Origin of the sequence: Nonomuraea sp. NPDC049709 (assembly GCF_040674815.1) — a bacterium.
In the GTDB taxonomy this organism is placed as follows: domain Bacteria; phylum Actinomycetota; class Actinomycetes; order Streptosporangiales; family Streptosporangiaceae; genus Nonomuraea.
In genome coordinates, this window is sequence record NZ_JBFANM010000055.1 from 1 (window position 1) to 16,547 (window position 16,547).

At 73.2% G+C, this 16,547-nt stretch carries 20 protein-coding genes; 9 read left to right on the top strand and 11 right to left on the bottom strand.

What is annotated here, in order from left to right:
• Positions 1-257: ThuA domain-containing protein (locus AB0J69_RS41485; protein ID WP_364129626.1), on the bottom strand; the 257-nt coding region annotated here is incomplete at its 3' end.
• 175 nt (positions 258-432) lie between these two features.
• On the opposite strand from AB0J69_RS41485, the gene AB0J69_RS41490 reads away from it, so the two are divergent.
• Positions 433-1,734 (top strand): hypothetical protein, encoded by a 1,302-nt coding sequence (locus AB0J69_RS41490; RefSeq protein WP_364129629.1) that lies wholly within the window; start codon positions 433-435, stop codon positions 1,732-1,734.
• 7 nt (positions 1,735-1,741) lie between these two features.
• Here the strand turns inward: AB0J69_RS41490 and AB0J69_RS41495 are convergent, their stop codons facing one another.
• The 3 genes from AB0J69_RS41495 to AB0J69_RS41505 form a co-directional block, all read right to left on the bottom strand.
• Positions 1,742-2,173, bottom strand: coding sequence for a hypothetical protein (locus tag AB0J69_RS41495; RefSeq protein ID WP_364129632.1), 432 nt, complete (start codon positions 2,171-2,173; stop codon positions 1,742-1,744).
• Complete coding sequence (locus tag AB0J69_RS41500; protein WP_364129635.1) at positions 2,170-2,370, bottom strand: hypothetical protein; 201 nt, start codon at positions 2,368-2,370, stop codon at positions 2,170-2,172. Before AB0J69_RS41500 ends, AB0J69_RS41495 begins: the two co-directional genes overlap by 4 nt.
• An 86-nt stretch (positions 2,371-2,456) precedes the next feature.
• Positions 2,457-3,752, bottom strand: coding sequence for a VCBS repeat-containing protein (locus tag AB0J69_RS41505; RefSeq protein WP_364129637.1), 1,296 nt, complete (start codon positions 3,750-3,752; stop codon positions 2,457-2,459).
• Between the two features lie 76 nt (positions 3,753-3,828).
• Here AB0J69_RS41505 and AB0J69_RS41510 point away from each other — a divergent pair, with 76 nt between their 5' ends.
• Together AB0J69_RS41510 and AB0J69_RS41515 are read left to right on the top strand one after the other, a co-directional pair.
• The gene (locus AB0J69_RS41510) at positions 3,829-4,464 is read left to right on the top strand and encodes a TetR family transcriptional regulator (protein ID WP_364129640.1); all 636 of its coding nucleotides are present in this window, start codon (positions 3,829-3,831) and stop codon (positions 4,462-4,464) included.
• A gap of 31 nt (positions 4,465-4,495) precedes the next feature.
• On the top strand, positions 4,496-5,653 hold the full coding sequence (locus AB0J69_RS41515) for a cytochrome P450 (RefSeq protein WP_364129642.1): 1,158 nt from the start codon (positions 4,496-4,498) through the stop codon (positions 5,651-5,653).
• 18 nt (positions 5,654-5,671) lie between these two features.
• Here AB0J69_RS41515 and AB0J69_RS41520 read toward each other — a convergent pair whose 3' ends face one another.
• Both AB0J69_RS41520 and AB0J69_RS41525 read right to left on the bottom strand, forming a co-directional pair.
• Positions 5,672-6,571 (bottom strand): M48 family metalloprotease, encoded by a 900-nt coding sequence (locus tag AB0J69_RS41520; RefSeq protein ID WP_364129644.1) that lies wholly within the window; start codon positions 6,569-6,571, stop codon positions 5,672-5,674.
• The gene (locus AB0J69_RS41525; RefSeq protein ID WP_364129647.1) at positions 6,568-6,930 is read right to left on the bottom strand and encodes a BlaI/MecI/CopY family transcriptional regulator; all 363 of its coding nucleotides are present in this window, start codon (positions 6,928-6,930) and stop codon (positions 6,568-6,570) included. The genes AB0J69_RS41520 and AB0J69_RS41525 overlap by 4 nt, the downstream gene beginning before the upstream one ends.
• 250 nt (positions 6,931-7,180) lie before the next feature.
• Between AB0J69_RS41525 and AB0J69_RS41530 the strand changes: the two genes are divergently transcribed.
• Both AB0J69_RS41530 and AB0J69_RS41535 read left to right on the top strand, forming a co-directional pair.
• The gene (locus AB0J69_RS41530; RefSeq protein ID WP_364129649.1) at positions 7,181-7,849 is read left to right on the top strand and encodes an SAM-dependent methyltransferase; all 669 of its coding nucleotides are present in this window, start codon (positions 7,181-7,183) and stop codon (positions 7,847-7,849) included.
• A complete protein-coding gene (locus tag AB0J69_RS41535; protein ID WP_364129651.1) occupies positions 7,846-8,928 on the top strand; it encodes a GNAT family N-acetyltransferase in 1,083 nt (360 codons plus the stop codon). The genes AB0J69_RS41530 and AB0J69_RS41535 overlap by 4 nt, the downstream gene beginning before the upstream one ends.
• 120 nt (positions 8,929-9,048) lie before the next feature.
• On the opposite strand, the gene AB0J69_RS41540 is transcribed toward AB0J69_RS41535, so the two are convergent.
• Positions 9,049-9,477 carry a MerR family transcriptional regulator gene (locus tag AB0J69_RS41540; RefSeq protein WP_364129653.1) on the bottom strand — a complete coding sequence of 143 codons (429 nt, stop codon included), beginning with the start codon at positions 9,475-9,477 and terminating at the stop codon, positions 9,049-9,051.
• Between the two features lie 52 nt (positions 9,478-9,529).
• On the opposite strand from AB0J69_RS41540, the gene AB0J69_RS41545 reads away from it, so the two are divergent.
• Both AB0J69_RS41545 and AB0J69_RS41550 read left to right on the top strand, forming a co-directional pair.
• Positions 9,530-10,486: an NAD(P)/FAD-dependent oxidoreductase gene (locus tag AB0J69_RS41545; RefSeq protein WP_364129656.1), complete on the top strand. Its 957-nt coding sequence runs from the start codon at positions 9,530-9,532 to the stop codon at positions 10,484-10,486.
• A 5-nt stretch (positions 10,487-10,491) separates the two neighbouring features.
• Complete coding sequence (locus AB0J69_RS41550; protein WP_364129658.1) at positions 10,492-11,961, top strand: MFS transporter; 1,470 nt, start codon at positions 10,492-10,494, stop codon at positions 11,959-11,961.
• Positions 11,962-12,061: 100 nt separating this feature from the next.
• Here AB0J69_RS41550 and AB0J69_RS41555 read toward each other — a convergent pair whose 3' ends face one another.
• Positions 12,062-12,775: a GNAT family N-acetyltransferase gene (locus AB0J69_RS41555; protein ID WP_364129660.1), complete on the bottom strand. Its 714-nt coding sequence runs from the start codon at positions 12,773-12,775 to the stop codon at positions 12,062-12,064.
• Positions 12,776-12,937: 162 nt separating this feature from the next.
• The gene (locus AB0J69_RS41560; RefSeq protein WP_364129663.1) at positions 12,938-13,954 is read right to left on the bottom strand and encodes an MBL fold metallo-hydrolase; all 1,017 of its coding nucleotides are present in this window, start codon (positions 13,952-13,954) and stop codon (positions 12,938-12,940) included.
• Between the two features lie 247 nt (positions 13,955-14,201).
• On the opposite strand from AB0J69_RS41560, the gene AB0J69_RS41565 reads away from it, so the two are divergent.
• Both AB0J69_RS41565 and AB0J69_RS41570 read left to right on the top strand, forming a co-directional pair.
• Positions 14,202-14,375 (top strand): hypothetical protein, encoded by a 174-nt coding sequence (locus AB0J69_RS41565; protein ID WP_364129665.1) that lies wholly within the window; start codon positions 14,202-14,204, stop codon positions 14,373-14,375.
• Between the two features lie 324 nt (positions 14,376-14,699).
• A complete protein-coding gene (locus AB0J69_RS41570) occupies positions 14,700-14,924 on the top strand; it encodes a hypothetical protein (protein WP_364129668.1) in 225 nt (74 codons plus the stop codon).
• Between the two features lie 42 nt (positions 14,925-14,966).
• Here AB0J69_RS41570 and AB0J69_RS41575 read toward each other — a convergent pair whose 3' ends face one another.
• Positions 14,967-15,641, bottom strand: a complete 675-nt coding sequence (locus tag AB0J69_RS41575; RefSeq protein WP_364129671.1) for a DUF998 domain-containing protein — start codon at positions 15,639-15,641, stop codon at positions 14,967-14,969.
• Positions 15,642-15,644: 3 nt separating this feature from the next.
• Positions 15,645-16,292, bottom strand: coding sequence for an SRPBCC domain-containing protein (locus AB0J69_RS41580; RefSeq protein WP_364129673.1), 648 nt, complete (start codon positions 16,290-16,292; stop codon positions 15,645-15,647).
• Positions 16,293-16,547: the final 255 nt, after the last annotated feature.

Sequence of the window (16,547 nt, forward strand, 5' to 3'; positions counted from 1 at the left end):
TCGCCGGTGGTGTTGAGGAAGACGACGGCCTGGTAGCCGGCCAGGTTGGCGCTGGTGAAGGCGGTGGCGTCCTCGGTGGCGGTGACGGTGAAGCCACCGGCCGCGCCGAGCTCGCGGATGGCCTGCAGGCCCGCCGGGATCGAGTCGTGCCGGAACCCGGCGGTCTTGGAGAACACCAGCACCTGATAGGCCGGATCCACCGGAACGGCGGTCAAACCGGCCGCCACGAGCGCCAGGGTCAGGAGTCTGTGCAGCATCGCCGCCTACCTCGTGGTTGACAGGAAACCGTGACCGGAGGTTGTGGGTACGGGACTCGCTCTCGACCGTCGCCGCTCCGGCGGACTACGTCAAGACATGCGGGCCCCTTGCCCTGAAGGGAGATCGCGGAGACACTGCGTTCGAATCCGTGATCGAGACGGGACGGGAGGCGCCATGAGATGGCGTGCCGCGATCGCCGCGCTACTGATGACGCTCGTCCTGGGGGCGGCCGAAGCCCCCGGTGACCCCTCCTACGAGATCTGGCTGGTCGACCAGTCCGACACCGCCGGCCTCACCCACGGCGGCACCGTGTACGTCTACGACGGCGGCGACGTCACCAGGCGCCTGTCCGCCGCCCGCCCGGCCGCCGTGATCGACCTGGGGGGCGCCACGTCGTCCCTGTGCCTGGCGAGCACCGGGCGCAACCCGGTCCGGCCGCACATGATCGTGTTCAACAAGGCCGACACCCACGCGGCGCTCGCCTTCGTGGCCAGCGGCCATGTGGTGATCTTCGACGCCGCCGCCCGCCGCCCGCTGGCGTGCCTGTCCACCGAGGTGGGCGCGGGCGGGGCCCGGCAGGCGCACGCCCTGTGGCCCACCGAGGACGACCGGTACCTCGTCATCGCCAACCAGAACGGCAAGAAGCTCGAGCGCATCCGCACCGACTACGCGACCGGCGCGTTCGCCCAGGAGCCCGCGGCCACGCTCGACCTGGCGGGCTGCACCACCCCGAGCGGCGCGCCGTGCCAGGTACCGGGCATCCGCCCCGACAACGCGCCGATCTGCCCCTTCATCGCCTCCGACAACGGCCCCGTCTTCGTCAGCCTGCGCGGCGGCGGCATGTTCGTCGTGGACTGGCGGGCCACGCCGATGGCCGTCGTGGGGGAGTACGACGAGGACCACGTGCCCGCGAACGGCTGCGGCTTCGTCGAGGCGAAGGGCACCGTGTTCGGCGACGGGGGCGGCGGGACCGCGGCCAACCTCGACCAGTTCAGCGTCTTCCGGGTGCCGCGGAGCGGCTACTCCGCCTCGAACCCGCCGAACACGCCCGCCGTGCAGCGGCTCTACGACGACGACACACCCGAGCGCGACGCCCACGGGACCGCGGTCAGCGCCCGCGAACGCCACGTCTGGGTGGGCGACCGCGACGCCAACGTGGTCGAGGTCTTCGACGGCCGCACCGGCGCCCGCGTCAACACGGTGCCGCTGACGTCGCCGTACAGCGCCGACCCGACGGTGGACCTGTTCGCCTCGTCCCCCGACCGGGCCTGGGTGTTCGCCTCGACGCGCGGCCCGACCCCGCTCTCCGGCGACCCGCACTCCTCGCACGGCACCGATCCCGGCCTGCTGATCGTCCGCATGACGGACGAGGGGCGCGGCGGGCAGGTCCGCGGGCTGATCCCGATCAGCAACGTGGACGCGGCCGGCGCCGAGCGCGCCGACGCGCACGGCATCCGGGTGCGGAACCTGCGCTGACCCGCCGTCAGACGAGTTCGCTCTTGTAGAAGATGCTGGCCAGGCGCGCCTTCTCCACGCCCGAGGCCAGCCCGAGGCACAGGCGCGGGGCGCCGGAGACGATCTGGATCGCCATGCCCTCCGGCTCCCGGTAGTCCAGCGACTTGCCGGCCACGCTCCGCGCGCGCTGGACCTGCGACGGCTGGGCCACGTCGTGCAGCTTCGCCGGAGTGCCGGCCTTGACCGCCGCCAGCGAGTACACCGCGTAGCGGAACGTGCTTCCGCCCCGGTAACGCATGATCAGCCGGTTGGTCGACGGGTCGATCGCGCACGTGGTGTTGTTGGCGCCGGAGATCAGCGTGTACTTCGTGAGCGCCGACGACGTGGTCGTGAGCGTCTGACCGTTGACGAACCTGAACCGAGCCAGCCTGCTGCCCCGCGAGGTCTCGCCGTCGCTCACCCCGTCGGTCTCCGTCCACAGGTACGCGGACGTTCCCGCCGGCTCGACCCCGATCTGGACGCCGTGCCCGAACCCGTCGAGGGGGCGGTCAGGTCGAACCGGCCCTCCGCCGCGGCGGCCGAGGCGGGCGCGGCGGCCGCGAGCGCGGCGGTCGCGGCGGCTCCCGCGCCGAGCTTGAGCAGGCCCCTGCGGGTCACGGGTGCATGAGAGGTCATTTCCGCGTCCGCTCGGCCGGCCGGCATTGGGCGATCAATCACCCTAGCGGCCGGTTCGTGACCTGTGCTTACGGGGACAGGCCGAACCGCGTCAGCACCTTTCGGCCGTCCGTCACGACGACCTCGAGGCCGTCCTCACCCGCGGTGAGGGCGAGCTCGTCGTCCCCGTCGCCGTCGTAGTCCCCCGACGTCAGCGGCACGGCCAGGCCCAGCCCGCCGACGGCGCCGCCGGCGCGCAGGCCGCCCGCGCCGCCCCAGAACATCCGGACCGGGCGGGCCGGGGCGCCGGCGGAGCCGCCGAAGGCGAGGTCGTCGCGGCCGTCGCCGTCGAAGTCGCCGGCGACCGCCCGGCCCGCGGTGCCCTTGAACGCCTCCGTGCGGCCGTCCCCGTAATAGAGGGTCAGCGTCCTGTCGACCGAGGGCTCCTCCGTCTCGTAGCCGGGCTCGTTGTTCCGGCTGCCGTCGTCGCCGACGGCCACGTCCCGCGTGCCGTCGCCGTCGAAGTCGCCGAACGCGGCGGACATGCCCGGGTTCAGCCTGCGGCCCGCCTTCGCCAGGCCGCCGGGCCCGGCGTCGAGCAGCCAGCCGGCGGTCTGCTCGCCGTCGTCGCCCTCGTACACGATCAGCCCCGTCGCGCGCCGCCCGTCGATCCGGTCCACGCTCATCCGCCAGAACTCCCCGCCGGTCGGCGACGGCTGGACGCTCCGGCGGCTCGGGCTCCCGTCGCGGCCGAACGGGCCGTACAGGACCGCCAGGTTCGTGTCGGTCCGGCCGCTGCCGGGCGGGCTGGACATCGCCACGTCGGCGGCGCCGTCGCCGTCGAAGTCACCGGCGACGGCCCGGTAGGTCGCCACGTCGCTCTCGGCGGGCAACGCCACCGGGGTCGGCGGCCTCCCGGCCCCGAGGCCGCGCGGATCACCCCACATGACGTACGGGCGCATCTGCTCGTCGCGGTCGCCGGGCCGGCCGTAGCCCAGCACGTCACCGAAGCCGTCGCCGTCGAGGTCGGCCCTGATGCCGGAGTCGATCTGCCAGGAGAGGAACGTGTCCGGGGGGATCACCGTGCGTTCGCCCTTGCCCAGGCCCCGGGACGAGCCGTGGACGGCCACGAGGTGGCGCCGGTCCCCGCGCCGGTCGCCGACCTCGACGACCAGATCCGCGCGCCCGTCACCGTCGATGTCGTCGGCCCGCCCGCCCTCGGCATGGCGCGGTGCCGGGCTCGTGGGTGCGGGGGAGACCGTCGTGGACGGGGACTCGGACGCGGACGCGGACTCGGACGCGGGCGCGGATCGGGGCGCGCCGCCGCCGCATCCGGCGAGCGGCAGGAGCACCACCGCCAGCCAGACCGTCACCCTTCGCAGCACAGCCCTTGAGCTTAGTGCGCCGTCGCGACGGCCACCGTTCTTGCCGATGGCTGACCATTTGGTTAGTATGCTGATCATGCGGTCAGCCAACAACGACGAGGACCTCACAGCGCGGGCCCGGATCCGGAACGCGGCCCTGGAGCTGTTCGGCGCCGAGGGCGTCAACCGGGTCAGCCTGCGGGCGGTCGCCGCCCGGGCCGGCGTGTCCCATGCTCTCGTGCTGCACCATTTCGGCACCAAGGAGGGACTGCGCGAGGAGTGTGACGCCTACGTGATCTCGCTGGTGCGCGGCGGCCCGGGGGTGGAGGCGCTGGACGACGCGGCGGGGCTGGGGGCGCTGCTGGACGCGGGCACCTCCGTGCGGCGTTACCTGGCGCGCGCGTTCCTCGACGGCACGCCGGCGGCCGCCGCCCTGTTCGACGAGATCGTCGAGGTGACCGGGCGGTGGCTGGAGGAGGGCGTGCGCGAGGGGTGGGTGCACCCCAGCGAGGACCCGCGGGCCCGGGCGGCGATCTACGTGACGTGGCTGCTGGCCCCGCTGGCCTTCGGCGAGCACCTGTCCCGGGTGCTGGGCGTGGCCGACCTGCACGGCACGGACGCGACGCTGCAGTACTCCAGGGCCGCCATAGAGATCTTCACGCGTGGCCTGTTCGCCGACGACCGGGCCCTCGCCGCCTGGGACGCGGTCAGGAAAGAGCGGGGCGCACCGTGAAGGCACCGATCCTCCCCACATTGGAGCGACCATGACCAGCATCACCGGCCTGCTGACCGCCACCGACCGGGACGCGTTCCTGGCCGGCCTGGCCGAGGAGGGCCCGGTCCGTCCGGGCACGTATGTGGACGGCACCCCCATCTGGCTGGTGACCGGCTATCCGGAGAGCGTCACGGTGCTGACCGACCCCCGGTTCAGCAGCGACGTCACCAAGCAGGCCAAGATCGACCTGGCCGCGGCCGCCGGGCTGCCGGAGGACGTGGCGCCATACCTGATGCACACCCTGGGCGTGTACGACCCGCCGGACCACACCCGGCTGCGCCGGCTCGTTTCACGCGAGTTCACCGCCCGCAGGGTCGAGCACCTGCGCCCCCGGATCCAGGAGATCGCCGGTGAGCTGTTGTCCGGCCTGCCGGCGGAGTTCGACCTCATCGAGCGGTTCGCGTACCCGCTGCCGATCCAGGTCATCTGCGAGCTGCTCGGCGTCCCCGCGGCGGACCGCGACACCTGGCGGGCCTGGGCCGCCGACCTCGGCGCCCCCGACCTCGACCGGATCGCGTCCGGGGCCAGGGGGCTGGTCGGCTACATGCGCGGGCTGATCGCCGCCAAGAGGGCCGCCCCCGCCGGCGACCTGCTGTCCGGGCTGGTACGCGTGCAGGAGGACGACGGCGACCGGCTCAGCGACGAGGAGCTGATCTCCATGTCCATCAGCATCCTGGTCGCCGGCCACGAGACCACGGTCGGGCTCATCAGCCAGAGCGCCTGGCTGCTGCTCACCCGCTCCCTCGAACTTGGGGCCGTCCCCGAGGCGGTGGAGGAGTTCCTGCGCTACGGTGGCCCCGCCGAGATCGCCGTCATGCGCTACACCCTGGAGCCCGTGGAGATCGGCGGCGTGACCATCCCGGAGGGGGAGGCGGTGCAGGTGGTGTACGCGGCGGCCAACCGGGACCCGCGCCGCTTCGACCGGCCCGACCGGCTCGACCTCCGCCGCCAGGACAACGGCCATCTCGGGTTCGGGCACGGCATCCACTACTGCCTGGGGGCGGCGCTGGCCCGCGCCGAGACGCAGATCGCGCTCACCACCCTCCTCGACCGGTTCCCGGCCCTGGAACTGGCCGTGCCCGCCGGCGAGATCGGCTGGCAGCCGGGTTTCAAGCGGGCTCTCACCAGCCTCCCCGTCCGCACCTGACCGGCCCCTCCGGCGCGCTCACACGAGGAGGAGCATCAGGCTGACGTGATGGGTGAGGGTAGGGGAGATGGCGCCGCCGGTGGCCATCCACGCGCCGCCGAGCAGGACCGGCCCGGTGAAGCGGGAGTCCGGGGGCGTCTGCTCCAGCAGTGCCTGGACCCGGCGGGTGACGTGCGATCCGGCCAGGGCGAGCCCCCGGCGGGTGCGGTGCGGGTCGGCCAGGGTGGGCCCCCGGGAGTCGCTCGCCTGCGCCAGCGCCACCCGGGCGATCGTGCGGGCGGTCAGCACCCGATCGCCCACCGCGCGGGCGGCGTCCTCGTCGGCCCAGCGCTCCAGGGCGTAGCGCAGCGCCCGGTACGGATACGCGAGGCCGGGGAAGACGCGGGTGCAGGCCGAGCCGGCCATCAGGTAGAGATGGTGCCGGCGCCGGATGTGGGCGGCCTCGTGCCGGAGGACGACCTCGAGCTCGCGCCGGGACAACAGCTCGACAAGCCCCCGGGAGAGCACCACCCCGCCGTCGCGGCCCGGCACGGCCAGGGCGAAGGGCCGGTCACCGGGGACTACGCCCGTTCCGAGAGCCCTGGCGTCGCGGAACTCGGCGCGCCACTTCAGCACCGTACGCCCCACCGCCACGGTGATGAGCATCAGGAGGGCGGCGGCGGACACCCCCACGGGAAGGGGGACCCGGCCGTGATCGGCCAGGGCGCGGCCGGCCAGGGTGGCCTGGGCGGGCGACTGCGTGCTGATCGCCAGCACGACGAGGAAGGCCAGCGACCCCAGCACGGCCAGCGCGGAGGCGCCGGTGAGCAGGAGCAGGATCCGGGCCGTCCAGGCGGGGTGCATGCGCGGCTGCCGCCAGGCCACGACGAGGGTGCCGAGGGCCAGCAGCACCGTGGGCGCGTACGTCGTCAGGTTCACGGCCGGCTCCCCGGCTCGTCGAGCAGCGCGCGCAGGGCTTCCTCCTCCATGGGGCTCAGACCGTGGACGAACTGGCTGAGCACCGCCGACGGGTTGTGCGCCAGGCGCAGGTGGCCGAACATGCGCTCCGCCGCCAGCCCCGATTCGTCGGCGGTCAGCCGGTAGCCGTAGGCCCGCCCCCGCTTCTCGCGGTCCACCATGTTCTTGTCCAGCAACCGGAACAGGATCGTGTTCACCGTGGTGTAGGCCGGAGCGCCCTCCAGCCGGTCACAGATGTCGGCCGGTGAGAGGAACCCTTCGGCACCGGCCAGCACGGCGAGCACCTCGGCCTCCAGCTGTCCCAGCTTCCGACGCGACATCGACTGCACCCCGATCATCCTGTACTGAGCGTTCGAGCGCGTACTCCCGCCGCTTTTTGCCAAGCGGTTCGGATCGCACCCGCCAAATTTACGACATCTGTAATAGAACGGAGAGGGACGCGATCGGCGGGCGCGCACAACTATTACACGTGTAGTAGCTTGTGGTTCATGCCCCCGTTCCGGCCGCGTCAGGCGCGTCAGTCCTGCCCCCGCGTCCGCCGTCGGCCCGGATGCGATCCCAAGGAGCGACATGGCCAAGGCGGGCGACGCCCTCCATCGCGCATTCTTCGGCCTGCTGTCCCGTCTTCCCACCGCGAGCGCGCAGGCCTCGCTGCGCCGCTACTTCGACTGGTGGCACCGCAAACAGGACCCGTGGCACTACACCAGCGACACCTATGAGAAAGACCGGCACGCCGCCCTGCTCTCGTGCCTGCCCCGGCGCGACTACGGCCGCATCCTCGACGTCGGCTGCAGCGAGGGCTTCTTCACCGATCTCGTGGCCCTGTCCCATCCGGGCGCGGAGACGGTCGGCGTGGACGTCTCGTCGCAGGCCGTGCACAGCGCGACCGTCCGGGCCTCCTCGCCGGCCCGCTTCGAATGCCTGGACATCCGCCACCAGGCGCCCACCGGGCAGTTCGACCTGGTGATCTGCACGGAGATGCTCTACTACGTGGGCAACGGCCGCATCCTGCGCCAGGTGTCGCACCGGTTGAGCGGGCTGCTGAGCCCCGGCGGCGTGCTGGTGGCCTCCCATCCGTGGCCCGAGTCGAGGCGGCTGCACCGCCACTTCTCCCTGGCCGCGCCGCTGCGGCCGATCGGGGAGCGCGTCATGCCGCACGCCGACCGCTCCTACGCGATCTCCCTGTACGAACGCAACGGGCGGGCCTCCCGCCCGCGCGACGCGGTGGGCGACCGATGAAGATCACCGTCATCGCCGCCTCCGACCTCGGGGCCGGCGAGCTGGACGCCTGGCGGGCCCTGCTGGGAGCAGGGCCCGGGCTGGTCAACCCGTTCCTGTGCCCGGAGTTCACGGTCGCGGTAGCGCGGCAGCGGCCGTATGTCCGGATCGCCGTGATCGAGGACGGCGGCCGGATCGTGGGCTTCTTCCCGTTCGAGCGCCACCGGTTCGGCACCGGCAAGCCCGTCGGCGCGGGCCTGACCGACGCGCAGGGCGCCGTCCTGGCCCCCGGCGTCGAGCTCGAACCGGCCCGCCTGCTCAGCGCGTGCGGCCTGAGCGTCTGGGAGTTCGACCACCTGCGGCCCGACCAGTTCCCCGCCCACCACGCCAGCCGCCACCCCTCACCGATCATCGACCTGCGCGGCGGCTACGACGCCTACCTGGCCCACCTCACCCGGACCTCCGCCAAGACCTACTGGTCCACCGCCTACAAGGAGCGGAAGCTGGGGCGCGACGCCGGCGAGGTGCGGCACGACTTCGGCGTCGCCGACCCGGCCGTCCTGGGCACGCTGCTCGACTGGAAGAGCCGGCAATACCAGCGCACCGGCCGCACCGACCGCTTCGCGCAACCGTGGATCACCCGCCTGGTCCACGACCTGCTCCGCGTCGACACCCCGGGCTTCGCGGGCGTGCTCGACATGCTCTACGCCGGCGACCGGCCCGTCGCCGGCCATTTCGGCCTGCGCAGCGACACCGTGCTGGCCGGCTGGTTCCCCGCCTACGACCTCGCCTTCGCCCGCTACTCGCCCGGCCTCATCCAGCATCTCGCCATGGCGAGGGAGGCGGCGCGCGCCGGGATTCTCGTCGTGGACATGGGCCGGGGCGACAAGGAGTACAAGGACAAGCTCAAGAACGGCGAGTTCGAGGTCGCCGAGGGGCGGCTCGCCCGGCCGACCGTGTCGGCGGGCCTGCACTGGGTGCGCCGGACTCCGCTCCGGGGCCTGCGCAACACCGTGCTGAGCAGCCCGCGCCTGCTCCGGCCCGCGGACCGGATGCTCAAGGCTTACGGCCGGCTGCGCACGGGCCTGCGCGGCAGCTGACCAGAGCCTCCCCTCCGGCGGAAGGTCGAGCCTCCCCTCGGGCGGAAGGTCGAGCCTCCCCTCGGGCGGAAGGTCGAGCCTCCCCTCGGGCGGAAGGCCGGGGTGGGAGCCGGTGGCCGGTCAGATCACGCACGTGTCCCCGGGCTCGTCGTGCAGCGCGGTGGCGCTCTCGACCATGCGCCGGTAGTCGGGGCACTGGGTGAAGTCCTCGGCGCCGCACTCCATGAGGTGCTCGATCAGCCGCTTCGACGCCGCGATCTCCTGGAGCTTGCGTTCCAGCTCGGCGTGCTGCGCCTGGAGGAGCGCGCGGCGCTCGGCCCGGCCGGTGGCGTCGAGCACCTCCCGGATCTGCTCCAGGCTCATCCCGCCCGCCTTGGCCCGGATGATCGTCAGGACGCGCACGACGTGGTCACGGGTGTAGCGGCGGCGCCCGTTCACGCGGGCGGCCGGCGTCAGCAGGCCCATCGCCTCCCAGTGGCGCAGGACGTGCGGGGCGAGATCGAAGCGCTCGGCGAGCTCCCCGATCCGCATCGAATCGCTTGACCTCATGTTGACATTAACTTGCAGACTTGCCTCCACGTCAACCGAACGGAGGCCTGACATGGACGCAGGCATGTACGACGTCGCGATAGTCGGCGGCGGCCCGGCCGGCATGGCCGCCGCGCTCACCCTGGGCCGCGCCCACCGCCCGGTCCTCCTGGCCGACGCCGGGCACGGCCGCAACGCGCCGGCCGAAGCGGTGCACAACTTCCTGACCCGCGACGGCACACCCCCCGGCGAGCTGCGCGAGCTCGGCCGCAAGGAACTGGCCGCCTACCCCTCGGTCGTGATCCGAGAGGAACCGGTCGCCGGCGTCCGCGTCGTGGGCGGCGGCGTGTTCCGGCTGGAGCAGGAGGGCGGGGGGACAGCGGACGCGCGGCGGCTCCTGCTGGCCACCGGGCTGGCCGACGAGCTCCCCGGCCCGCGCGGCGTCGAGGCGCTGTGGGGCCGCTCCGCCTTCCACTGCCCGTACTGCCACGGCTACGAGTGCACCGGCAGGCCGGTCGCGGTGATCGGCGCGGACCCGGCCCGCGTACGGCTGGCGCTGCAACTGAGCCGCTTCGCCGGCGACGTCGCCCTGTGCACCGAAGGCGCGCCGCTCGACGCCACCGCGAGGGCCAGGCTCGAGGCCGCGGGGGTCACCGTGCGCTGCGAGGCCATCGCCCGCTTGGAGGCGACGGGCGACCGGCTCGACCAGATCGTGTTCGAGAGCGGCCCGCCGTTGGCCAGGGCGGCGGTGTTCGTCGTCAACGTGCCCCGCCAGCGGTCCGGACTGGCCGCCCTCCTCGGCTGCGCGTCCTTCCCCGACGGGTGCGTGGAGGTGGACGAGTTCGGCCGGACCAGCGTGCCGGGCGTGTACGCGGCGGGCGACATGGCGCGGCGGGCCACCGTACCGGTGCCGCTGGCCGCCGTGGTCAGCGCCGCCGCGAGCGGCACCGTCGCCGGCGCGGTCCTCGACCAGGACCTGCTCAGCGCCGACTTCGACCTGCCCGACCCGTTCGCCCGGAAGAAGGGGTGAGCCTCATGTCCGAATTCACCCGGACGGCGCCGCCGAAGGCGGCCAACGTGCGGCTCGCCACCGCCGGCCTGCTGATCGGCATGCTGCTGTCGGTGCTCGACCAGACGGTGGTGGCCATCGCGCTCCCCGACATCGCCGCCGACCTGGGCGGCCCGGACATGATCGGCCCGGATACGAGCGGCATGGGCACGAGCGGCATGGGCACGAGCGGCATGGGCACGAGCGGCTGGGTCGTGACCTCGTACGTGCTGGCGTCCACCGCGACCGGCGCGCTCTACGGCCGCGTCAGCGACCGGTTCGGCCGGCGGGCCGTGTTCGTCGGCGCGGTCGCCCTCTTCGTGGCGGGCTCCGCGCTGTGCGGGCTGGCGCAGACGATCGCGCAACTGATCGCCGCCAGGACCGTGCAGGGCATCGGAGCCGGGGCGCTGTTCGTGCTGCCCACGATCGCGCTGTCGGAGCTGTACCCGGCGCGCCTGCGCGGCCGGGTCCAGGGCCTGACCGGCGGTGTCTTCGCCGTGGCCAGCGTGGGCGGGCCGCTCGCCGGGGGCGCGATCACCGACGTGTGGGGCTGGCGCTGGATCTTCTACATCAACCTGCCGCTCGGGCTGCTCGCCATGTCGCTCGCCGCGTACGCGCTGCGGCTGCCCGCCCCGGGAGGTGGCGGCCGGGCCGACGTGGCCGGGGCGGCGCTGGTCGCGGGGGCCATGGTGAGCCTGCTGCTGGTGGCCGAGTGGGGCGGTCGCGTCCTCGCGTGGGGTTCCCCCGTGATCGTCGCGCTGATCGGCGCTTTCGCGGCTCTGGTGGCGCTGTTCGTGTGGTGGGAGCGGCGGGCGGCCGACCCGCTCTTCCCACCGCGGCTGCTGGCCGACCCGGCGCTGCGCGTCGTGCTGCCCGCCACCGCGCTGCTCGGTGCGCTGCTCGGCGGGTCGATCGTCTACCTGCCGACCTACCTGCAGGCCGCTTACGGCATGGGGGCCACGCAGGCGGGCCTGGCGCTCAACCCGTACGTCCTGACGTTCATGGCGGTCTCGTCGCTGGCCGGTGCCCGCATCGGGGCCGGTGGCCGGTTCAAGCCGTACCTGCTGGCCGGGGCGGCGATCGTGGCGCTGGCCTTCGTGCTGCTGGGCCGGCTCGATCCGGGCACCGCCTACGTCGTGCTCGCGGTGGAGCTGGGCGTGCTGGGGGCCGGTTTCGGGCTGCTGATGCAGAACCTGGTGGTCGTGGCGCAGAACGCGGCCTCTCCCGCTGACCTGGCCACCACGACCTCCGCCACGGTGTCCGTACGAGGGCTGGGCCTGTCGCTCGGCGTGGCGGTCTTCGGCACCCTGCTCACCCGGGAGCTCCAGGGCCGCGCGCCCGGCCCGCAGGCGACGGCCGCGGCCATCCCCGACGTCCTGATCTGGGGCGCTCCGGCGGCACTGGCCCTGCTGGCGCTGCTGGCCCTGCTCCCCAGGAGCGAGCGCCGTGCCGGCTGACCGGGCACGGTGCTCAGCGGAGGCAGGATCCTCGGACGGTGCTCAGCGGAGCGAGGGCGCTCGGACGGTGCTCAACGGAGCGAGGGCGCTCGGACGGTGCTCAGCGGAGCGAGATGAACAGTGCCTCGCCCACCTTCCGGTAGCCGACGCGGGCATAGACCTGCGCGGCGGCGTCGTCGGCGGGTGTGAGGTAGAGCGTCGCGATCTCGGGGCCCGCCGCCGCACGCGTCAGCGCCGCCGTGACCGCCCGCCCGATCCCCCGGCGCCGGTACGGCTTGCGCACCGCGATGCCGGCGACCTCGGCCACGCCCCGATGCGGGCTCCCGACCTGACCGCCGCCGACGACCTCCCCGGTCTCCGCGTCGACGGCGGCGGCCACGAGCCCACCGCCGTCCAGGACCCGCCGGAGGCGCTCGACGTCGTGGTCGGTCGCCTCCGGGGCCTCGAACGCCTCGTTCATCACCGCGGCGACCTGCCTGAGCCGCGGCTCGTCACGTACGAGCTCGACGCGTACCGCGCCCGGCCCGTCCGCATCCGCCACCCCGTCCGGCGAGCACACCAGCAGCGGGTAGCGGGCCTCGGGCGTGAACCCGGCCGCGAGCAGCGCGTCCTCCACCTGGGGCGCGGCGGCCGGCACGTATTCCAGCCGCGGCGTCCGGCCCCGCTCGCGGAACAGCGCGACCAGCCCGGCGACCTCGTCAGGGGTGGGCGCGCTGTCGTCGTCGGGGATGGCGTAGTTGAAGGGGAGCGCGTCGTCATGCTCGTCGATGCGGGCCACGAACGGCCCGGTCCGCCGGGCCTGCGGCCCTGCCATCGACCTGAGATAGGCATGTATGTCGGCTGCCAGCACGCGAGATCCCCCCGATACGTCGGTCAGCACAAGTTAGATCCCCGGCGGATCCGGCGACAACTGGTTTGCCGCGGCGGGCGGTCCGTGGCGCCGTGATCCGCTGCGGCGGGCGTTCGCGGCGCCGGCCTACCGCCCCTGGTCCGAGGCGATGCGGCCGCGCAACATCGCCTCCATGACCCGCATGAAGCGCTGCGCCCGGTCACGCCCGATGACGAACGGGTTCCCGCCGGACCCGCCGCGCAACTCCTCCATCCGGGTCAGGCCGTAGTCGCTCTGCCCGTGGTTGTTGAGCTCGACGTCCACGCCCGCCTGCCTCATCCGTGTGGCGAACGAGAGCACGGAGGAGAGATAGGTCCGCTTGTCCGCGGTGGCGGTGGGCGGGTTCGTCCCACCCCACAACATCGCGGTGTGCCGCCGGCCCTTCCAGCGCACGGGGAAGATCGGTGAGACGGTGCCCGGGGTGTGGCCGGGCGTGTGGTGGAGGGTGACCGTCGTGTCGCCCAGCGTCAGCCGCCGGCCGTCGGCGATCTCCAGGTCCCGGTCGGGGGCATGGGCCGGGGAGCCGGCGGCGACGAGGTCCCAGTCGGCCCGGGCCATCATGACGCGGGCGCCGTACCGGTCGGCGAGGTATTGTGCGCCGCCGAAGTGGTCGCTGTGGCCGTGGGCGGCGACCACGTACTTGATCGTCGAAGGGTCCACTCCCACGGAACGCAGCCCCGGGACGATGACCTTCCTGGCCTCGTCCGGCGAGCTCAGCGCGTCGATGAGGATCACGCCGGCGGACGTGAGGACCGCCGTGGCCGAGACGAAGCCGGTGCTCAGCACCGCCACGTTGTCGAAGATCCGCAGCGGCTTCGGAGCCTTCACGGACGGCGCCTGGCTGCCCGGGGTGAGCGCCCTGAGGAGGGCCCGCGACACCGGATCGTCGCCGGCCAGCCGGGCCGCGCGGGCGTAGTGGTCGCGTGCCGCCTCGGGCTCGGCGGCCGACGCCTCCGCCGCATGCCCGGCCAGCGGCAGGAGCGTCGCGGCCGCCAGCAGCGCACGGCGGGACGGGACGGACAACTCGAAGGACATACGGGCGATACCTGCTTTCACTTCGCGGCGGTGGACGTCGATCCCGCCCAGCAGAGCAGAGCCGATCATGTGGTGTCCAATATTGGTATCGCTCACGAGCCGATACGGGAATCCATATCGATCCAGGTCAGGACGGGCGTGTTCCGGCCGGTCGGCCGTCCGCGTCGTGCACGTCCCCGCCTCGGGCCGACAGCTGTCGCTACGGCAGGCGGTATCACGTCATGATCACAGTCATTTCCATAGATCGCCTTGGTAGCATGATCACGCAACTCTCCCCATGCAGAGAGAGATGGTCATGAGCGACAGTCCCGGACCTGTGGATCACAAGCAGGAAGCGCTCAACGCACTCGCCGCCGCTCGCAGTACGTACACCGACAGAAGCGACACCCCCAATGCGATGGTGGAGCTCATCGCCGACCAGATCCCCGCGCTCGTCCACGCCCTGCTGTACGTCGGAGATCAACTCGCCGCCAAGGGGGAGACCCCATGACCGCGGTGGCGGCGGCTGCGGCTTGTGCCCGCAGGGCGTAGAACACCCGCGATAGGAAATCTCGGGATTGGTTCGGCGACGCGTCATCCGCGCCGTTCGATCTCGCGAATGGACGGTCTGCTCGGCGATCTCGGCCGCGTTGCGCGCCCTCGTCGTGGCCGACCCCGACCCCACCTCCGTCACGACCGCGCTGTTCGCCCTGTCCCTGCTGCCCTGCCCCGACGAGGCGGAGGGCAGCCTCGCCACCCTGGCCGCCAGGGTCAGCCGGCGCCGCCTCCCGCCGACGCGCCCGCCCGCGCCGCCGCCCTCATCGCCAGGCCGGCGGTGGCCGAGCCGGTGGAGGCGTTCCCGATCGCGGGCGACCTCCTGGAGACCGTCCTCGACGAGCCCGGCGTGCTGCCGGACGAGCTCACCGGGACGCAGCGGGAGGCGCCGGCCGCCATCGCCGACCTGGGCGAGGAGGCGTGGAGCTGGCTCGACCTCTGGGAGATCCTGCGTTACTGGGGTGTCCCCGACGACCGCGACCGGCTGGCGGCCTACCTCGCGTAGACGCCCCCTCCGGCCGGGCCGGGCGGTGCGAACGGGAGGCCCTTAGCCCCCGTCCGGCCGGGTGAGCAGGCGTGCGGCCAGCAGCGACGTCCAGATCAGGACGAGCGCGATCGCGACGGCGAAGGCGATGTTGGCCGCCCGGGAGCCCTGCAAGGCGAACACCGAGACCCAGCCCGCCAGGAAGAGCGCCCCCGTCGCCGCGCTGAAGGCCGCCCAGCCCCGGTTGCCGGCCGCGGCGAACCGCCGGGCGAACACGAAGCACGCGGCGATCAGCGCGAGGAAGGCGATTCCGGCGACGAGGAAGTGCATCATCCCGCTCACGCTCACGGTCGTCGGCGGCCCGGCCGGAGTCCCCGGCGGGAAGCCGTCGGAGGGGTCGGCGGAGAAGAACGCCGCGGCGACCATCCCCGCACCGAGGACGCCGATCAGCAGCGGTCCCCACGTTCGCCCCGGCCCGGCCGCCCGGCGGAGCACCTGGCGCAGCCCGATCGCGCACGCCACGAACAGCAGGCCGGTGGCCATGAAGTTGGCGATCTGGATCCAGCCCTGCGCGCCGTTGCTCAGCATGCTGGCCGGGTGCCGGCTGATGTCGTACCCGTCCCTGGTGAGCATCTGCAGCAGGACCACGACGATGTAGAGCGGGCCGGCGACGGTTCCGGAGATCAGCAGCGCCCTGGTCGGCTCGCCGACCCTGGCGGTGGCGAGGTTGTCGGCCATCGGTCAGCCGCCCTGCTCCGGCGCGAACTGCTGCACCCCGAACGCGATCGCCGCGGCGATGTCCTCGTCGCTGGTTCCCCACGCGGCCTGGACCGCGGCGCCCCAGGCATGGCAGCTCCGGGTGGCGAACTCCTTGGCCTCCGAGGTGTCCTCCCAGGTCGCGGGGTCGAACGTGACGCCGCGGAGGTGGAGGTCGAGGCCGAGCAGCGTGAGGTCCCAGCCGCCGCCGATCCCGATCGTGCCGCCGGGCCCGTACGTGCGCACCAGCTCGTCGACGATCTCGGCGGGCGAGGAGTGCACCAGCTCCAGGACGGTGCCGCCGCCGTCGGCCGGCGCGAGGCGTACCTCGACCTCGGTGAGCATGCCTTCCCCCAGGGCCCAGGTCACCTTGATCAGGGTGGGCTCCTCGCAGCGCAGGATCGTGCCGCCGGCGTTGCCCTTGAGCTGGTACGTGCCGCCGAGCCGCAGGTCGCCGTCGATCGGGGCCAGCCACCGGCCGATCCTCGCGGGGTCGGTGCAGGCGTTCCAGACGTCGTCGATCGTGGCGTCGTACGTGCGGCGCAGCAGCAGCGAACGCCCCTTGCCGGTGGTGAGCGGATGGTCGCCGACCTCTCGGTGGGTGGCGTTGATCTGGTTGACGATGTCGATCACGGTTCTTCCTCGCTCTCCGTAGACGGTGGGCTGCCTGGAGACGGCGTCCCGGCACTGTCCTCAGGCTGCCGGCGGCGCTCACGCTTGCCGCGCGAGAGTTCGGTGGCCAGCGCGTCCAGGCGCTGGCTCCAGAACCTGTGGAGGCGCTCCAGCCAGATGTCGGCCTCCCGTGGTGGCGTGAGTCGACGGCGTACGGGTGCCGCTCTCGCACCGCTTCACCCCGGCACCTCGTACGGCACGACAATCTCACTCTCG

Bases quoted from the DNA above. Each gene is read 5' to 3' on its own strand.
- AB0J69_RS41550 (WP_364129658.1), top strand. From the start codon at position 10,492: ATGTCCGAATTCACCCGGACGGCGCCGCCGAAGGCGGCCAACGTGCGG.
- AB0J69_RS41490 (WP_364129629.1), top strand. From the start codon at position 433: ATGAGATGGCGTGCCGCGATCGCCGCGCTACTGATGACGCTCGTCCTG.
- AB0J69_RS41530 (WP_364129649.1), top strand. From the start codon at position 7,181: ATGGCCAAGGCGGGCGACGCCCTCCATCGCGCATTCTTCGGCCTGCTG.
- AB0J69_RS41510 (WP_364129640.1), top strand. From the start codon at position 3,829: ATGCGGTCAGCCAACAACGACGAGGACCTCACAGCGCGGGCCCGGATC.
- AB0J69_RS41545 (WP_364129656.1), top strand. From the start codon at position 9,530: ATGGACGCAGGCATGTACGACGTCGCGATAGTCGGCGGCGGCCCGGCC.
- AB0J69_RS41540 (WP_364129653.1), bottom strand. From the start codon at position 9,477: ATGAGGTCAAGCGATTCGATGCGGATCGGGGAGCTCGCCGAGCGCTTC.
- AB0J69_RS41560 (WP_364129663.1), bottom strand. From the start codon at position 13,954: ATGATCGGCTCTGCTCTGCTGGGCGGGATCGACGTCCACCGCCGCGAA.
- AB0J69_RS41535 (WP_364129651.1), top strand. From the start codon at position 7,846: ATGAAGATCACCGTCATCGCCGCCTCCGACCTCGGGGCCGGCGAGCTG.
- AB0J69_RS41555 (WP_364129660.1), bottom strand. From the start codon at position 12,775: ATGGCAGGGCCGCAGGCCCGGCGGACCGGGCCGTTCGTGGCCCGCATC.
- AB0J69_RS41575 (WP_364129671.1), bottom strand. From the start codon at position 15,641: ATGGCCGACAACCTCGCCACCGCCAGGGTCGGCGAGCCGACCAGGGCG.
- AB0J69_RS41515 (WP_364129642.1), top strand. From the start codon at position 4,496: ATGACCAGCATCACCGGCCTGCTGACCGCCACCGACCGGGACGCGTTC.
- AB0J69_RS41525 (WP_364129647.1), bottom strand. From the start codon at position 6,930: ATGTCGCGTCGGAAGCTGGGACAGCTGGAGGCCGAGGTGCTCGCCGTG.